The following is a 15,755-nucleotide window of genomic DNA, read 5'->3' on the forward strand; positions in this document are numbered from 1 at the left end:
GGCGGAACCACCCCGGATGGATCACCCTTGCGGCATGGGCAAGGACGTCGAGCACACCGAGTTCACCCGGGCCGACCGGCAGCGGTTCCGGCAGAAGGTCCGCCAGTGCCTGGACGTGTTCGCGCGCATGCTGGCCGAGTCCCGGTTCGAGGCGGACCGGCCGATGGCGGGCATGGAGGTCGAGCTGAACCTCGTCGACCCGCAGGGGCAGCCGTCGCTGCGCAACGCCGAGGTGCTCGACGCGATCGCCGACCCGGCGTTCGTGCCCGAGCTGGGCCAGTTCAACATCGAGATCAACGTGCCGCCGCAGCGGCTGGACCCCAGCGGGCTGACCCGGTTCGAGGCGAAGGTGCGCGACGACCTCAACGCCGCCGAGACCAGGGCCGCGCGGATCGGGTCGCACATCGCGATGGTCGGCATCCTGCCGACCCTGCGGCGCGAGCACACCTCCCTCGACGCGCTCTCGGAGAACCCGCGCTACCGGATGCTCGACCAGCAGGTCTTCGCCGCGCGCGGGGAGGACCTGCACATCGCCATCACCGGGGCCGAACGGCTGGCCATCCAGGCCGAGTCGATCGGGCCGGAGGCGGCGTGCACCAGCGTGCAGTTCCACCTGCAGGTCACCCCGGACGACTTCGCCCGGTTCTGGAACGCCAGCCAGGTCATCGCCGGGCCGCAGGTCGGGCTGGGGGCCAACGCGCCGTACCTGTTCGGCAAGCAGCTGTGGGCCGAGACCAGGATCGCGCTGTTCGAGCAGGCCACCGACACCCGCCCGGACGAGCTGAAGGCCCAGGGCGTGCGGCCGCGGGTGTGGTTCGGCGACCGCTGGATCACCTCGATCTTCGACCTGTTCGAGGAGAACGTGCAGTACTTCTCCGCGCTGCTGCCGATGTGCTCCGACGAGGACCCCACCGAGGTGCTCGACCGCGGCGACGTGCCCCAGCTGGAGGAGCTGCGCCTGCACAACGGCACCGTCTACCGCTGGAACCGGCCGATCTACGACGTGGTGCGCGGGCGGCCGCACGTGCGGGTGGAGAACCGCGTGCTGCCCGCCGGGCCGTCGGTGGTCGACGTGATGGCCAACGGCGCGTTCTACTTCGGGCTGGTGCGGGCGCTGGCCGACCAGGACCGTCCGGTGTGGTCGCAGATGAGCTTCTCCGCCGCCGAGGACAACTTCCACGCCGCGGCCCGCAACGGCATCGACGCCCGGGTGTACTGGCCGGGCGTGGGGGAGGTGCCGCTGACCGAGCTGGTGCTGCGCAGGCTGCTGCCGCTGGCCCACGAGGGCCTGGCCGCGTGGGGCGTGGCGGCCGAGGACCGCGACCGGCTGCTCGGGGTCGTCGAGCAGCGCTGCCTGACCGGCCGCAACGGCGCCACCTGGCAGGTCGCCACGGTGCGGGCGCTGGAGGAGTCGACGTCGATGGACCGCGGCGAGGCCCTCGCCGAGATGACGCGCCGGTACCTGGAGCTGATGCACGCCAACCGGCCCGTGCACGAGTGGCCTATGCCCTGACCAGGAACGGGGTCAGCAGGTCGGGGACGGCGGCGTCGGCGAGCCGGACGCCCTCGGCGGCGTCGACGTCGATGACCGCGTAGTGGCCCTGCCCCGCCGCCGTGATCGCGGTGAGGGTCATCAGCCGGACGCGGCGCTGGAACAGCGACTGGTCGATGCGCCAGCCGATGATGCCGGTGCGCTGCAGGGCGACCGTGCGGCGGTTGAGCGACCCGGAGCGGGTCACCAGGTAGCGCGCGATGAGGGCGTGGCCGAGGTTGCGGTACCGGTCGAGTCCGATGAGGACGGACACCGGGACCAGCGCGGCCGCCCCGATCCACAGCGGCGGCCAGTCCGCGGCGGCGGTGAGCGCGACCAGGGCCGCGGTGAGCGCGACCGGGAGGGCCGCCGCGCGGACCAGCCGCCGGGTGCGGGCGGCGGGCGGGTGGCCGGTCAGCGGGCTGCCCGTCGGGTCGTCGCCCAGGACCGCGGCGGCGACCCGGGCCGCCTCCGCGCGCGGGGCGGGCGGGACCAGCAGGCTGCTGGTGGCCTGGCGCACGCCCAGCCCGGTCGTCACCGCGTTGAGCCGGGCGCCGCCTGCCGCGCGCAGCAGCAGGGGCTCGTTCAGCGCGACACCGCGCAGCCGCTGCTCCTCGATGGACACCGAGCGGGTGGTGAGCAGGCCCCGGTGGACGCGGACGGTGGCGTCGGCGTGCCGGGTGAGCCGGAAGCCGTGGTTCTGCAGCAGGTAGGTGAGCAGCGAGGCCAGGGTGGACAGCACGACGACGACCCCGGCCGCCACCAGCACGACCAGCGACGGGGGCTGCGCGCCGAGCCAGCCGAACAGGCCGCGGATGACGTCGACCTCGGAGAAGCGCAGGTTCAGCTCGCCCGCGAGGTTCAGCCCGAAGCCGACCGCGAGCGCGATGCCGAGCAGCCCGGACAGCGAGAGCGGCGCGTAGCGGTACCAGCGCTTGTCGAGCCGGGCGATCTCGGTGGCCTCGGCCGCGGCGGGCGCGGCGGCGGTGGCAGGCCGGTGCAGGAAGACCTGGCGCAGGCGCTCGGCCTCGCCGGTGGTCACGGCGTCGAGCACGACCCCCTCGCCCGCCTGCCGCTCCTGCTGGCCGGTGCCGACCCGCACGGCGGAGAGCCCGAACAGCCGGTGCCCGAGCTTGGCGGTCAGGTCGACGGTGCGGATGCGGTCGCGGGGGATGGCCCTGCGCTGCCGGAACACCACGCCGGTGTGCAGCTCGACCTGGCTGCCGGTGATCCGGTACTTGGTGGTCAGCCAGGCGAAGAGGCCGTAGAGGATGATCAGCGCGACGGTGCCGACCCCGGCGACGACCCGCCAGGTGTCGACGTTGCCGATGAAGACCAGGGCGAAGAGCAGCGGGAGCAGCCCGATCAGCTCGTTGAGCGGCTTGACCACGATCATCCGCGGGTCGAGCCTGCCCCACTCCGGGGCGGGCTCGGCGATCGGCGGCGCGGCGGGCAGGGCGCTCACGTCGCGTCCCCCGGCACCACCTCGGTCGTGGTGGCCAGCTCGTCGACGATGCGGGCGGCCAGGCCCTCGTCCAGCCCCTCGATCTTGAGCGGCCCGGCGGCCGACGCCGTGGTGATGGTCACCGTCGCGAGCTTGAGGAGCTGCTGCAGCGGCCCGCGCCCGGTGTCGACGGTCTGGATGCGCGAGATGGGCGCCAACCGCCACTCCTGGTTGATCCACCCGCTGCGGGTGAACACCGCGTGCGCGGTCGTCTCCCAGCGGTGCACCCGATAGCGCCAGGACGGCATCACCGCGGTGTGCACCACCGCGACGACCGCCAGCCCGGCCAGCGCGTAGCCCACCCAGTCGAGCCCGCCGAGCAGGTACCAGACCCCGAGGCCGCCGAGCACCACCGCCCAGCCGATCGCGGCGTGCAGCGTCCAGAGCGCCACCGCCCGCTTGCTGACCAGGTTCGCCGGGGCGCGCAACCGCCACACACCGTCATCCACCCCTCCAGTCTGCCCCGCGCGCCGGGGGCGGCCGTCAACCTGGGGGTGGACGCCGCGGGGCGGCAGTACGCTGCCCGCAACCGATGATCACCCGGGAGTGCGTCCCATGCCTGCACGAGGGCAAGCCGTCCCCGCCGCGGCGGCCACCGCGGTGAGCGTGCTCGTCGCGGTCCTGGTGAACCTGCTCACCTCGGGGTGGAGCTGGCTGATCTTCCTGGCCCTGGCCGCCCTCTCCCTGCTCTGGGCAGGCCTGGAGGTGTGGCGCAGCGCGCCCGGCGGCGGGCGGCGCGCGCGGCCTGCCCCGCCGGTCGCCGCCGACGGGCTGGTGGCGCGGCCGGAGCTGGCGGGGGCGGTGGTCCGCGCGCTGCTGGCGGGCGGTCGGCGCAGGGTCGGCATCACCACGGCCCTCGCGGGGGCGGGCGGGTTCGGCAAGACCACGCTCGCGGCGCAGGTGTGCGACCTGCCGGAGATCAAGGCGGCGTTCCCGTCGATCTACTGGGTCACCGTGGGCCAGGAGGTGCGCGGCGCCGCCCTGGCCGACACGGTCAACGACGTCATCGAGCGGGTGGCGCGGCGGCGGTCCGGGCTCACCAGCCCCGAGCAGGCCGGGCTCCAGCTCGGCGAGCTGCTGGCCGAGCAGGGCCGGGCCCTGCTGGTCGTCGACGACGTGTGGACCGCAGAGCAGCTGCGCCCGTTCCTCAACGCGGCCCGGGGCTGCTCGCTGCTGGTCACGACCCGGATCCCCGACCTGCTCCCGGAGCCGACCCAGGCCGTCCGGGTCGACCAGATGAACACCGGGCAGGCGACCGAGCTGCTCAGCAGCGGCCTCGCCGAGCTCCCGGCGCAGCTGGGGGAGCGGCTGCTGGAGGTCACCGGCCGGTGGCCGCTGACCCTGCGGCTGGCCAACGCCTCGCTGCGGCGCACCGCCCGCGACGGCGGCGACGTCGGCGAGGCCGCCGAGCGCCTGCTGCGCCGACTCGGCGAGCTGGGGCCTGCGGCGCTGGACGTGGCCGACGCCGCGGGTCGCGACCGGACCGTCGCCGCGACGCTGGAGTCCTCGCTGGGCGTGCTCGGGTCCGCCCGCGACCGCGCGCTCGAACTGGCGATCTTCCCCGAGGACACCGGGATCCCGCTGGAGCTGGTCGCCCACCTCTGGCGCGGCACGGCCGGGCTGTCCGCGGCAGGCAGCGAGGGGCTGTGCCGCGAGCTGGTCGAGCTGTCGCTGGTGACGGCGGAGGGCGACCGGCTGCGGCTGCACGACGTCATCCGCACCTACCTGCGCCACGAGTGCGGCGCGGACCGGCTCGCGCGGCTGCACGGGAGCCTGCTGGCCGAGGTGGTCGCAACCCTGCCCGACCCGGGCAGCGGCCCGGTGCCCTGGTGGTCGCTGCCGCCGTCGTCGTCGGACTACCTGTGGCGCTCGCTGGCCTACCACCTCGACGGCGCGGGCCGCGCCGCGGAGCTGGCGGAGCTGGCCACCGCGCCGCCGTGGGTCATCGGCAAGCTGCGCCGGTTCGGCCCGGTCGCCGTGGCCGAGGACCTGGCCTTCGTGGCCACCCCGGCGGCCCGGGAGCTCAGCCGCTTCCTCGACCAGCTCGGCCACCTGCTGGTCCCCGGCGACCCCGACCACGCCGTGGTCAACGCCCTCGCCCAGCGGCTGCCGCCCTCCCCGGCGCTCGACGACCTCCGCAGCGCCGCCCTCGCCGCCGTCGCGGGCGTCCCGCGCCTGGTCCCCCGGCACGCCCTGCCCGACCTGCCGGACCCGGCGCTGAACCGGGTCCTGGTCGGCCACGAGCGCAAGATCAACGGCTGCGCGTTCGGCCCGGACGGGGCCTGGCTGGCCTCGACCTCGGCCGACGGCGTGCGGGTCTGGCAGCCGGAGACCGGCCAGTTGCTGCGCATCCTGGAGGGTAGCCAGCGCTCGGTCCTCGCCGAGGGCTTCGCGCTGTCGCCGGACGGCCGCCTGCTCGCCTGCGCGGGCCCGGCGCACGCGATCAACGTGTGGGACACGCGCACCTGGCGGCTCGAGCACGTGCTGACCGGCCACCGGTCGCACCTGAACTGCTGCTGCTTCTCCGCCGACGGCGCGCAGCTGATCAGCGCGGACTTGTCCACCCAGGTCCGGGTGTGGGACGTGCGCACCGGCGCGCCGGTCCGCTCGGCCAAGTCCCCGGTCGTCCTGACCGCTCTCGTGGGCCTGCCGGGCGGGCGGGTGCTGGCGCTCGGCGGAGGCATGTGGCTGTGGGACCCGAGCGCCGCGGGCCCGTTCACCAAGGTCCCGCGGCCCAGTGAGTTCACGGCCGGTTCGGCGGTGGTGAGCCCGGATGGCCGGTGGGCCGCCGTCGTGGGTTCGGCCGGTCTGGCCGTCCTGGACCTCGACGCGATCAGCAGGCCCATGCGCCTGCTGCTCCACCACGGCGACCTCACGGCCGCCGCGTTCAGCGCGGACGGCCGCACGCTCGCCGTCGGGGGCGGGAACGGGGTGATCACGGTGTGGGACACCGACTCCTGGGAGCAGGCGGGGCGCATCGCCGCCCACGGCTCGGAGGTCGTCCACCTCGCCTTCGCCCCGGGCGGCGCCGTGCTCGCCTCGGCGGGCGACCGCACGGTCCGGCTGTGGGCCCCGGGTCGCGCCCGCACCGCCGCCCCGGACGCCGGGACCGCCGAGGACAGCGGCGAGTGCGCGGCTGCGCCGGACGGGAGCTGGCTGGCCGTCACCCGAGACGACGTCGTGGCGATCCACGACACCGACTCCGGCGAGGTGGTCGACCGGATCCGCACCACCGGGCTCATCAACCGGCTCGTCTCCGTGGGCAACGACATGCTGTTGGTGGAGACCTTCCGCGGGCACTTGGTCCACCACGCCCGCAACTGGAAGGTCGCCCGGTTGCTGCTGCACCCGGGGAACCGGATGCGGGTGCGCACGGTGACCGGCGGTGGCTTGGTGTGCGGCGTCGACGCCGACGACTGGGTCGTCGTGTGGGACACCGGCAGTTGGGCGCCGCCGACGTTCCTGGAGGTGGCCGAGTCCGGCCTGCGCGCCCATCCCGTGTGGACGCCCAGGCCCCAGCCGTGGTCCGCGCGCCTGCGCGGCAGCGCGCACCGCGAGCGGCGGCTCGCGTCGCGGTCGATCCCCTCGTGCGCCATAGCGCCGGACGGCGGGTGGCTGGCGGTGGGGCGGGGGAAGGCGGTCCACGTGGTCGCCCCGGGGAGCTGGGCGCCGATCGCCCGGCTCCAGCTCGACCACGAGGTCGTCGACGTGCGCGCCTCCGCCGACGGGTCCCGCCTCGTCGTGGCCGGACAGGACGGGAGGCGCTGGTGGGACACCAGCACGTGGACCGAGGGCGACCCGGCCGCGCTCCCGCCGCCGGGCCTGGTCGAGGGCGGGGCGTGGGCGCCTGGCGGAGGGCTCGTCGCCACCGTGTCCGACGGTCAGGTGGTCCGGGTCCACGACGCCGCGGACTTCTCCCCGCTGACCGAGATCCGCCTCGACGGGGAGGTGCGCTCCTGCGCCTGGCTGGCCGACGACCGGCTGGTCGTCGTCGGCGGGCGCGGGATCTTCTGGTTCACCTACGCGCCCGCGGGTGACCTCAGCGCGACGCCGGTCGCAGGCGTCGCCAGAGCGGGCGGATGAGCGCGCCCGCCAGGACGGCGGCCGGGTGCTCGGCGGGGACCCGGGCCTCCGGGGCCGACTCCGGGGTCAGCCGGTGGGCCAGGTTCATGGCCTGCCGGTGCGCCGAGGGGGCCAGCACGCGCAGGAGCTCCAGGGCCAGGCCCTCCGGGCGCTGGACCACCTCGCCGCCGCCCTCCAGCGCCGAGACGACCATGCGCGCCGCGGTCTGCGGGGAGAAGGCGGGCACGCCGCGGTAGGCGTCGGTCGCGGTGATCATCGGCGTGCGGACCAGCGGCATGCGCACCGAGCAGAAGGTCACCCCGTCGGCCAGCAGCTCCCGGCCCGCGGCCCGCGCGAAGTGCTCCAGCGCGCCCTTCGACGCCAGGTACGCGGCGAAGCGCGGGGTGTCCGACTGCAGGCCCATCGTCGTCACGTTGACCACCCGGCCGAAGCCCGCCGCGCGCATGCCCGGCAGCAGGCCCAGGGTCAGCCGCAGCGGGGCGAAGTAGTTCAGCGCCATCGTGCGCTCGTAGTCGTGCAGGCGGTCCACCGACAGGAGCACCGACCGCCGGATCGAGCGGCCCGCGTTGTTGACCAGCATGTCGACGTGGCCGAGGTCCTTGACCAGCGCGTCCACCGCGTCGCCGTCGGTCAGGTCGCAGGGGTGGGCGGTGGCCGCGCCGCCCGCGCGGGTGATCGCCGCGGCCACGGCGGCCAGCTCGTCGGCGCGGCGGGCGACCAGCAGCACGTGCGCCCCGCGCTCCCCGAGCGCCTGCGCCGTCGCCTTGCCGATCCCCGAGGACGCCCCGGTCACCACGATCCGCCTGCCGCGCAGCCCCCGCGGCCGCGCGGGGTCGAGGTGCTCGGCCCAGTGCCGGACCAGCCGGGCTGCGTACGACGCCAGCGGCGGCAGGGTCACCGCGCCCGCCAGCGCGGCCTCCGTGCGGGTGGAGTCGAACACCGCCGGCATGTCCAGGTGCGCGAGCACCTCGGCCGGGATGCCCGCCTCGGCCAGCGCCGCCCGCAGCGCCGGGCCCGGCCGCAGGCGGGGCAGCGGCACCGGCAGGGTCGCGGCGATCCGCGGCGCGCCGAGGGCGTCGGCGAAGGCGTTGTAGACCTCGGCGACGGGCTGGCGGCCGTTGTGCGTCAGGTGGTAGGTGCTGCCCGGCGGCGCGTCGAGGTGCATCAGGTGGGCCATCGCGGCGACGACGTAGTCCACCGGGACGACGTTGGTGGCGCCCAGGTCGGGCAGGACCAGCGGCAGCGCCCTGGGCAGCCGGGCCAGGCGGGCGATGGTCGGCAGGAAGTGGTACGGCCCGTCCGCCTTGTCCATCTCGCCGGTGGTCGAGTCGCCGACGACCGCGCCGGGGCGGTAGACGCGGTAGGGCACGCGGTCCTGCTCGCGGACGAGCTTCTCCGCGGCGAACTTCGTCGCGTGGTAGGGCGAGTGGTGGCGCTGGCCGAGGTCGAAGTCGGCCTCGGTGAACCGGCCGCGGTGGTCGCCCGCCACGGCCACCGAGGAGACGTGGTGGAACAGCCGCGCGCCCGCCGCGGCAGCGAAGTCGAGTGCGTGCGCGGTGCCCGCAACGTTGACGGCCGTGTTGTCCGCCTCCGGGGCGGTCAGGTCGTAGACGGCGCCCAGGTGCACCACGTGGTCGACCTGCGGGGGAGGGGTGGCGCCGAGACCCGGCTCGCGCAGGTCGCCGACGACGGGCACGACCCGCGCGTCCCACGCGGGCAGCTTCGGCAGGGAGCGCGCCCGCACCAGGACGTGGACCGCGGCGCAGTCGGGCCGGGCGAGCAGCCGGTCCACCAGCCTGCGCCCGAGGAACCCGGTCGCGCCGGTGACGAAGTAGGTAGCCATCCCGTGCCTCCTCGGCCGGGATTCTGCCATTATCTACTGCTGAGTAGGAAGCGGTGTCAGCGGTCGGCCTCGACCGAGGCGTCGACGACGGCGTCGCGCAGGGCGGCCCGCAGCCTGCCGACGTCGAGCGGGGAGAAGACGGCGGTCTCCCCCGGCGGGGCCACGAGCACCACCCGGCCCTGTCGGACGAAGATCGTCACGTCCCGTCGCCTGCCCGCGATGTCGCGGCAGCTCACGGTCCACTCCCGGTGGCTGCTCACCGTCTCCCACCCTCTCCACGAAGCCCAGTGCTACCGCTAGTGCGACGCGGACGGTAACGAGCCGTGACGTGGGCGGGTGACGCCTTTCAATGATTTTCTCTATAACTACCCGCGCGGGGGCTGGACCGGCTGGAACCGGATGGTCTCCGCGTCAAGCGCGCCGGCGCGGCGGCGGCGCGGGCGCAGCAGCGCGTAGGCCAGCAGCCCGGCCGCGGACATGCCCGCGATGACCAGCGCCATCGGCTCGGCCGAGCGCGCCGCGCCCAGCCCGACCAGCGGCGCGGCCAACCCGCCGATGAGGAACTGCACCATGCCCAGCAGCGCCGACGCGGTGCCCGCCCGCTCCCCGTGGTCGGCCAGCGCCAGCGCGGTCGCGTTCGGGCTGACCACCCCCAGGCTCGCCACCACCAGGAACAGCGACGGCAGCAGGTAGGGCAGGCCCAGCTCCAGCGCCACCGCGGCGTACACCCCGGCCCCGGCCAGCGCCGCGAGCACCAGCCCCCCCGCCAGCAGCGCCGACGGCCGCAGCCAGCGCAGCAGCAGCCCGTTGACCTGCGTGAACAGCATCAGGCCCAGGGCGTTCGCGCCGAAGGCGATGCTGTAGGCCAGCGGGGTGAGCCCGTGCAGCTCCTGCAGGACGAACGGCGACCCGGCGATGTAGGCGAACATCGCGGCGGTGACGAAGCCGATCGCGGTGGCGTGGGCGACGAACCTGCGGTCGGTGGCCACGCGCAGGTAGGTGCGCAGGATCCGGCGGGGGTCGGCCGGGCGGCGCCGCTCCGGCGGCAGCGTCTCCCGCAGGCAGATCACCGCGGCGATGAGCAGCAGGACGCCGAAGTAGGCCAGCACGACGAACACGCCCTGCCAGTCCGTCCAGCGCAGCACCTGCGCGCCGATCAGCGGCGCGAGGATCGGGGCCAGGCCGGACACCAGCATCAGCATGGAGAAGAACCGGGCCATCGCCGCGCCCGCAAAGATGTCGCGCACCGCGGCCCGCGCGATCACGACTCCGGCAGCAGCGCTCACACCCTGCGCGAACCGCAACCCCACCAGGGTGTAGACCGATGGGGCGATGGCGCAGGCCAGCGACGCCATCGTGTAGGCGGTCAGGCCGGCCAGCAGCGGCCGCCGCCTGCCGTAGGCGTCCGAAAGCGGACCGACGACCGCCTGCCCGACCGCCATCCCCACCATGAACGCCGTGAGGGTGAGCTGGACCTGGGCTTGGCCGGTGCCGAGGCCGTCGGCGATCTCCGGGAACGCGGGGAGGTACATGTCGATGGACAGGGGGCCGAAGGCGGAGATCCCGCCGAGGAGTAGCGCGAGCCGCGCTCTCGCCCACGGCGATGGTCTGCTCACCCGATCAGTCTATGACCTAGGCCGATTGCGGCTTACCGGCCGTCGGCTGTCTGGTCCACACTGTTCTCGTCCGTCCGTCCGTCATCCCTGATCAACCGGCTTATCCCCGGGCGGGTCGGCTGGGCACCGGATCGGTCCCTTGACAGACTGTGCGTCCACAGCGCGGGAGGGGAGCCATGGCCCAGCCGATCGACGCGGTCCTCGCCGACGCAGCGCGCCTCACCGCGGCGGGCAGACCGCGCGCCGCCATCGAGGCCCTGCGGCCCGTCCTGGCCGAGCACCCCGACCACGCGGGCGCGTGGTGCGGCCTCGCCGCGGCGTTCCTCGACGTCGGCGAGCCCCAGCGGTGCCTGGACGCGGCCAAGCGCGCGATCACCCTCGGCGAGCCCGCGTGGGCGCACCGGCTGGCCAGCCTGGCGCTCACCGAGCTGGGCAGGCACGAGGAGGCGGCCATCTCCGCCCGCGAGTCCGCCCGCCGCGACCCCGACGACTGGCGCGGCCAGGTCGCGCTGGCCGAGGCGCTGGCCCCCACCGCCCCCGCCGACGCCCTCGCCGCCGCCCACCGGGCCGTGGCGATCGCGCCGGAGGAGCCGCGCACGCACGAGGTCCTGGGCAACACCGCCGAGCGCGCGGGGGACATCGACGGCGCGAAGGCGGCCTACCAGGAGTCGTTACGGCTGGACCCCACCAACCCCGACGCCCAGGCCGCGCTGACCCGCCTCAGCCGCAGCGCGGGCCGCTTCGGCGACGTCCCCTGGGAACGCTCCACCGCCTGGCACGAGACCGACCCCGCAGACCCCGACTGGACCCTCGTCGCCGCCGACCCGGCCCGCACCACGGCCACCCACCGCCCCACCCCCACCCGCACCGTCCGCTTCGCCCACCGCTCCACCCCGCCTGCCGACGAGCCCCGCCGAACCCGCCCCCTCCCCACCTTCCCCACCGACGACGAACCCGACCCATTCCCCGAAGACCAACCCTGGGAAGCGGCGTCGGCGGACCAACCCGACCCCGAGCCTTTCCCAGAGGACCCGACACCCGAGCCGCCGCGGCGCACGACCGCAGCTCACCAACCCGGCCTGTCCCCGGACGATCGAACCGACGCCGCCGACCGCAAGCCGGACCTGTTCCCCGAGGAGCAGGCCGCCACCCGAACCGGCACCACGTCTCGCAAGCCCGACCTGTTTCCGGAGGAGCCGGGTAGCGGCTGGACGTGGCGGAAGGTGTTCGGCAAGGCCGACGATCCCGTGGGTGCCGCTGGCCGGAAGGCCGGCCTGTTCCCCGAGGACTCGGCTGGCGGGCGTGCGGCCGCGACCGGCCGCAAGCCCGATCTGTTCCCGGGTCGAGGCAAGGGGTTCGGCAAGGCTGGTCGGACCCCAGGTGCTGCCGACCGCGAGCCCGACCTGTTCCCGGAGTCGGCCGGTGGGCGCGGCAAAGGGTTCGGCAAGGCTGGTGGGGCTGCGGGTGCTGCCAGCGGCAAGCCGGATCTGTTCCCGGAGTCGGCCGGTGGGCGCGGCAAGGGATTCGGCAAGGCTGGTGGGGCTGCGGGTGCTGCCAGCGGCAAGCCGGATCTGTTCCCGGAGTCGGCCGGTGGAGGCGCCAAGGCATTCGGCAAGGCTGGTGGGGCTGCGGGTGCTGCTGGCCGCAAGCCGGATCTGTTCCCGGAGTCGGCCGGTGGGCGCGGCAAGGGATTCAGCAAGGCTGGTGGGGCTGCGGGTGCTGCCGACCGCAAGCCGGACCTGTTCCCGGAGTCGGGCCGCGCCAAGGCCGGGAAGTCGGCGGGCACCGCTGGGCGCAAGCCCCATCTCTTCCCCGACGACCCCAGCGGGGGGCGGACGTGGCGGAAGGTGGATGGGGTTGTTGCCGGGGATGGCGGTCCCAGGGCTGAGGCGGGTGCGCGGCGGGATCGGCGGTTTGGGCGGGCGCAGCGGATCGGGTTGTGGTTGGCGTTGCGGCGGGCTTCGGGGTGGTTGGCGGTCGGGGGGTTCGTGCTGATGGTGGCGGGGATGCCGTCGCCGAGTCGGTTGCTGGTGTGGTTCGGGGTGGGGTTGGTCGTGCTCGTCGCGGGGGTGGGTGGGGTTGCGGTGTTCCGGCTGCCCGCCGACCTGCGGTTGACGCCGCGCTACCTCTGGGCGCACGACCGGTTGATGAGCGTCGGCGCGGCGGTGCTGCTGCTCGGGCTCGGGGTGCTGGTGATCTGGACGGCCGGGCTCGCGCTCGGCGGGAGCGGGATGGCGCTGCTGACGCCGGTCGTCCTGCTCGGCCTGCTCGCCTTCGGCGTCGGGACGCTCGGGTTGTGGCGGATGCGCGTGCGCCGGTGACAGACTCTCGCCGACCCGATCCCCGACGGTGAGGACGCGCGATGGGCCTGCACGCTGGCTACCAGAACGAGATCTACCTGCAGGGCCTCGCCGGGACGACCCCGCCGTTCACCACCGACCCCACCCGCCTGGAGGCCGTCGCCGCCCAAGCCCTCGACCCCGGCCCGTTCGGCTACGTCGCAGGCGGTGCCGGCTCGGGGGCGACCATGCGGGCCAACCGGGCCGCCTTCGACCGGTGGCGGCTGGTCCCGCGCATGCTGGCCGACGCCACCGAGCGCACCACGGACACCACCGTCCTGGGCACCGCGATGCCCGCTCCCGTCCTGCTCGCCCCCATCGGCGTGCAGTCGATCGTGCACCCCGACGGCGAGCTCGCCACCGCCCGCGCCGCCAAGGCGCTCGGCGTGCCGATCGTGCTCTCCACCGCGTCCTCCTACCCGCTGGAGGAGGTCGCCGAGGCCGCTGGGCCGCGCTGGTTCCAGCTGTACTGGCCCAACGACCCCGAGGTCTGCGTGAGCCTGCTGCGCCGCGCGAAGGCCGCGGGCTACGAGGTCCTGGTCGTCACCCTCGACACCTGGACCCTCGCCTGGCGCCCGCAGGACCTCGACCAGGCGTACCTGCCGTTCCTGCGCGCCACCGGCGTCGCCAACGCCTTCACCGACCCGGCCTTCCTGGCCGGGCTGGAGAAGCCGCCCGCCGAGGACCAGCCGATGGCGGTGCTGCGCTGGGTGTCGCTGTTCACCGGCCAGGACAAGAGCTGGGACCGGCTGCCGTTCCTGCGCGAGCACTGGGACGGCCCGATCGTCCTCAAGGGCGTCCAGCACCCCGACGACGCCCGCCGCGCCGCGGATGCGGGCATGGACGGGGTCGTGGTGTCCAACCACGGCGGCAGGCAGGTCGACGGCGCGGTCGGCGCGTTGGAGATGCTGCCGGAGATCGCCGCCGCCGTCGGCTCCCGCATCGCGGTGCTGTTCGACTCCGGCATCCGCACCGCGTCGGACGTGCTCAAGGCGGTCGCGCTCGGGGCCGACGCGGTGCTGCTCGGCCGCCCGTACGTCTACGGCCTCGGCCTCGGCGGCGAGGACGGCGTGCGGCACGTGCTGCGCGGCCTGCTCGCCGAGCTGGACCTGACGCTGGGGCTGTGCGGCAAGCGCAGCCTGTCCGAAGTGGACTCCTCGCTGCTGCGGACCGGCTGATGGGCTTCGACCTGCGCTTCGGCGGCGGGGCCGAGGGCATCGAGCGCTTCGAGGCCTCCCTGGTCGGCACCGCGTTCTCCACCCACCGCCACGACACCTACGCCATCGGCATGACCCTGGCGGGCGTGCAGACCTTCCGCTTCCGCGGCGAGCAGCGGCACTGCCTGCCCGGCGAGTGGCACATCCTGCACCCCGACGAGCCGCACGACGGCGCGGCGGGCACCGCGGCGGGCTTCCGCTACCGGATCTTCTACCTCGACCCCGCCCTGGTGCAGCGCGCCCTGGGCGGGGCGGCCCTGCCCTTCGTCGCCGACCCGGTGGTCAGCCGCGCCGACCCGGTGCTCACCGGCTACCTGGCCGACCTCGACGCCCCGCTGGACGACCTGGCCGCCGCCGAGCTGACCACCGCCGTCGCCGACCTCCTGCGCGCCCACGCCAGCCCCCGCCGCGGGCGCACCGCCATCGACCTTGGGGCGGTGGCGCGCGTGCGGGCGCTGCTGGCCGAGGACCCGACCGTCCCGCACACCGCGGCCGAGCTGGAGCGGGTCGCCGGGTGCGACCGGTGGAGCATGGCCCGCCAGTTCCGCGCGGCCTACGGCACCAGCCCCACCCGCTTCCGCACCCTGCGCAGGCTCGACCTGGCCCGCAGGCTGATCCGGGCGGGCGACCCGCTCGGCGAGGTCGCCGCGGCCGCCGGGTTCGCCGACCAGGCCCACCTGACCCGGATGTTCAAGGGGGCCTTCGGCATCACGCCCGCGGCGTGGCGGTCATCCGGTGCGCTCGCGCAGGGCGTGGATCACCGCGGCCATGTCGGACTGGCCGTGGCCGAGCGCAACGGTCTCGGCGAACAGCGCGTGGCAGACGTCCAGCAGCGGTGATGCCATCCCGTTCGCGCGGGCGGCCCCGGCGATGAGCTGGTTGTTCTTGAGCACGTCGGCGCAGGCGGCCTGCACGGCGTAGTCCCCGGCGACCAGCTTGGCCGCCTTGGCCCGCGACACCGCCGACGCCATCGGCCCGGCGTCGAGGATCTCGGCCATCAACACGGTGTCCAGGCCGTGCTCCTCGGCGAAGTGGAACGCCTCGGCCAGCCCGGTCGCCAGCGTGATCAGGTGGATGTTGACGGCGAACTTCATCAGCAGCGCCCCCGGCACCGGCCCGCAGCCGACCACCCGCGAGCACATCGGGGCCAGCAGCGGCGCGACCCGCCCGGCCGCGCGGCCGGACACCATCCCCACCAGCGTCCCGCTCTCGGCGGGCCCCTTCGACCCGGACACCGGGGCCTCGACGTACTCCCCGCCCGCGGCCGCGATGTCGGCCTCCAGCGCGTGCGAGTAGGTCGCGGCCATCGTCCCCATCTGCACGACCACGCGCCCCCGCACGCGCCGCTCGAACCGCGGGCCGCCGCGGTCGAGCACGGCGTCGACGGCGGCCTCGTCGGCCAGCATGAGGAAGACGACCTCGGCGCGGTCGAACACCTCGTCCACCCCGCCCGCCTGCTCCGCCCCGGCCGCCACCGCGGGCGCGCACCGCTCGGCGGTGCGGTTCCACACGATGACCGGCGTGCCCGCCCGCGCGAGGTTGACCGCCATGGGCGAGCCCATGACGCCCAGCCCGATGAATCCCACTTTCTCCACACCGGCGTTGTACCGGGGCGAGCGGGG

General features: G+C 75.1%; 11 protein-coding genes. 5 read left to right on the plus strand and 6 right to left on the minus strand.

All coding sequences use genetic code 11. The features are described from left to right. Window positions 1-34: 34 nt before the first annotated feature. Complete coding sequence (locus ACWEPX_RS20245; protein WP_451898738.1) at window positions 35-1,513, plus strand: glutamate-cysteine ligase family protein; 1,479 nt, start codon at window positions 35-37, stop codon at window positions 1,511-1,513. Here ACWEPX_RS20245 and ACWEPX_RS20250 read toward each other — a convergent pair. Then, entirely contained in the window at window positions 1,503-2,996 is a 1,494-nt protein-coding gene (locus tag ACWEPX_RS20250) for a PH domain-containing protein (protein WP_451898739.1), read from the minus strand. The genes ACWEPX_RS20245 and ACWEPX_RS20250 overlap by 11 nt on opposite strands. Further along, complete coding sequence (locus tag ACWEPX_RS20255; RefSeq protein WP_451898740.1) at window positions 2,993-3,484, minus strand: PH domain-containing protein; 492 nt, start codon at window positions 3,482-3,484, stop codon at window positions 2,993-2,995. The genes ACWEPX_RS20250 and ACWEPX_RS20255 overlap by 4 nt, the downstream gene beginning before the upstream one ends. A 106-nt stretch (window positions 3,485-3,590) precedes the next feature. Between ACWEPX_RS20255 and ACWEPX_RS20260 the strand changes: the two genes are divergently transcribed. Beyond that, a complete protein-coding gene (locus tag ACWEPX_RS20260; protein WP_451898741.1) occupies window positions 3,591-7,118 on the plus strand; it encodes an NB-ARC domain-containing protein in 3,528 nt (1,175 codons plus the stop codon). Here the strand turns inward: ACWEPX_RS20260 and ACWEPX_RS20265 are convergent. From ACWEPX_RS20265 to ACWEPX_RS20275, 3 genes are all read right to left on the minus strand, one after another. Then, the gene (locus ACWEPX_RS20265) at window positions 7,075-8,961 is read right to left on the minus strand and encodes an SDR family oxidoreductase (RefSeq protein WP_451898742.1); all 1,887 of its coding nucleotides are present in this window, start codon (window positions 8,959-8,961) and stop codon (window positions 7,075-7,077) included. The two genes, ACWEPX_RS20260 and ACWEPX_RS20265, sit on opposite strands and share 44 nt — an antisense overlap. A gap of 56 nt (window positions 8,962-9,017) precedes the next feature. Beyond that, complete coding sequence (locus ACWEPX_RS20270; protein WP_189212235.1) at window positions 9,018-9,221, minus strand: hypothetical protein; 204 nt, start codon at window positions 9,219-9,221, stop codon at window positions 9,018-9,020. A 105-nt stretch (window positions 9,222-9,326) separates the two neighbouring features. Next, window positions 9,327-10,577 carry a multidrug effflux MFS transporter gene (locus ACWEPX_RS20275; protein ID WP_451898743.1) on the minus strand — a complete coding sequence of 417 codons (1,251 nt, stop codon included), beginning with the start codon at window positions 10,575-10,577 and terminating at the stop codon, window positions 9,327-9,329. A 176-nt stretch (window positions 10,578-10,753) separates the two neighbouring features. On the opposite strand from ACWEPX_RS20275, the gene ACWEPX_RS20280 reads away from it, so the two are divergent. Genes ACWEPX_RS20280 through ACWEPX_RS20290 form a run of 3 tightly spaced genes read left to right on the plus strand, consistent with a single transcriptional unit; the run spans window position 10,754 to window position 14,972 of the window. Beyond that, window positions 10,754-12,898: a tetratricopeptide repeat protein gene (locus tag ACWEPX_RS20280; RefSeq protein WP_451898744.1), complete on the plus strand. Its 2,145-nt coding sequence runs from the start codon at window positions 10,754-10,756 to the stop codon at window positions 12,896-12,898. A gap of 41 nt (window positions 12,899-12,939) precedes the next feature. Then, a complete protein-coding gene (locus ACWEPX_RS20285; protein ID WP_451898745.1) occupies window positions 12,940-14,094 on the plus strand; it encodes a lactate 2-monooxygenase in 1,155 nt (384 codons plus the stop codon). Beyond that, window positions 14,094-14,972: an AraC family ligand binding domain-containing protein gene (locus ACWEPX_RS20290; RefSeq protein WP_451898746.1), complete on the plus strand. Its 879-nt coding sequence runs from the start codon at window positions 14,094-14,096 to the stop codon at window positions 14,970-14,972. Before ACWEPX_RS20285 ends, ACWEPX_RS20290 begins: the two co-directional genes overlap by 1 nt. Here the strand turns inward: ACWEPX_RS20290 and ACWEPX_RS20295 are convergent. Then, window positions 14,862-15,728: an NAD(P)-dependent oxidoreductase gene (locus ACWEPX_RS20295; RefSeq protein WP_451898747.1), complete on the minus strand. Its 867-nt coding sequence runs from the start codon at window positions 15,726-15,728 to the stop codon at window positions 14,862-14,864. The genes ACWEPX_RS20290 and ACWEPX_RS20295 overlap by 111 nt on opposite strands. Window positions 15,729-15,755 lie beyond the last annotated feature (27 nt).

It is taken from the genome of Actinokineospora sp. NPDC004072 (assembly GCF_053604195.1).

What these genes read in the sequence shown, in the direction of transcription:
- ACWEPX_RS20245 (WP_451898738.1), top strand. Translation starts at nt 35, where the DNA reads ATGGGCAAGGACGTCGAGCACACCGAGTTCACCCGGGCCGACCGGCAG.
- ACWEPX_RS20260 (WP_451898741.1), top strand. Translation starts at nt 3,591, where the DNA reads ATGCCTGCACGAGGGCAAGCCGTCCCCGCCGCGGCGGCCACCGCGGTG.
- ACWEPX_RS20265 (WP_451898742.1), bottom strand. Translation starts at nt 8,961, where the DNA reads ATGGCTACCTACTTCGTCACCGGCGCGACCGGGTTCCTCGGGCGCAGG.
- ACWEPX_RS20280 (WP_451898744.1), top strand. Translation starts at nt 10,754, where the DNA reads ATGGCCCAGCCGATCGACGCGGTCCTCGCCGACGCAGCGCGCCTCACC.
- ACWEPX_RS20285 (WP_451898745.1), top strand. Translation starts at nt 12,940, where the DNA reads ATGGGCCTGCACGCTGGCTACCAGAACGAGATCTACCTGCAGGGCCTC.
- ACWEPX_RS20290 (WP_451898746.1), top strand. Translation starts at nt 14,094, where the DNA reads ATGGGCTTCGACCTGCGCTTCGGCGGCGGGGCCGAGGGCATCGAGCGC.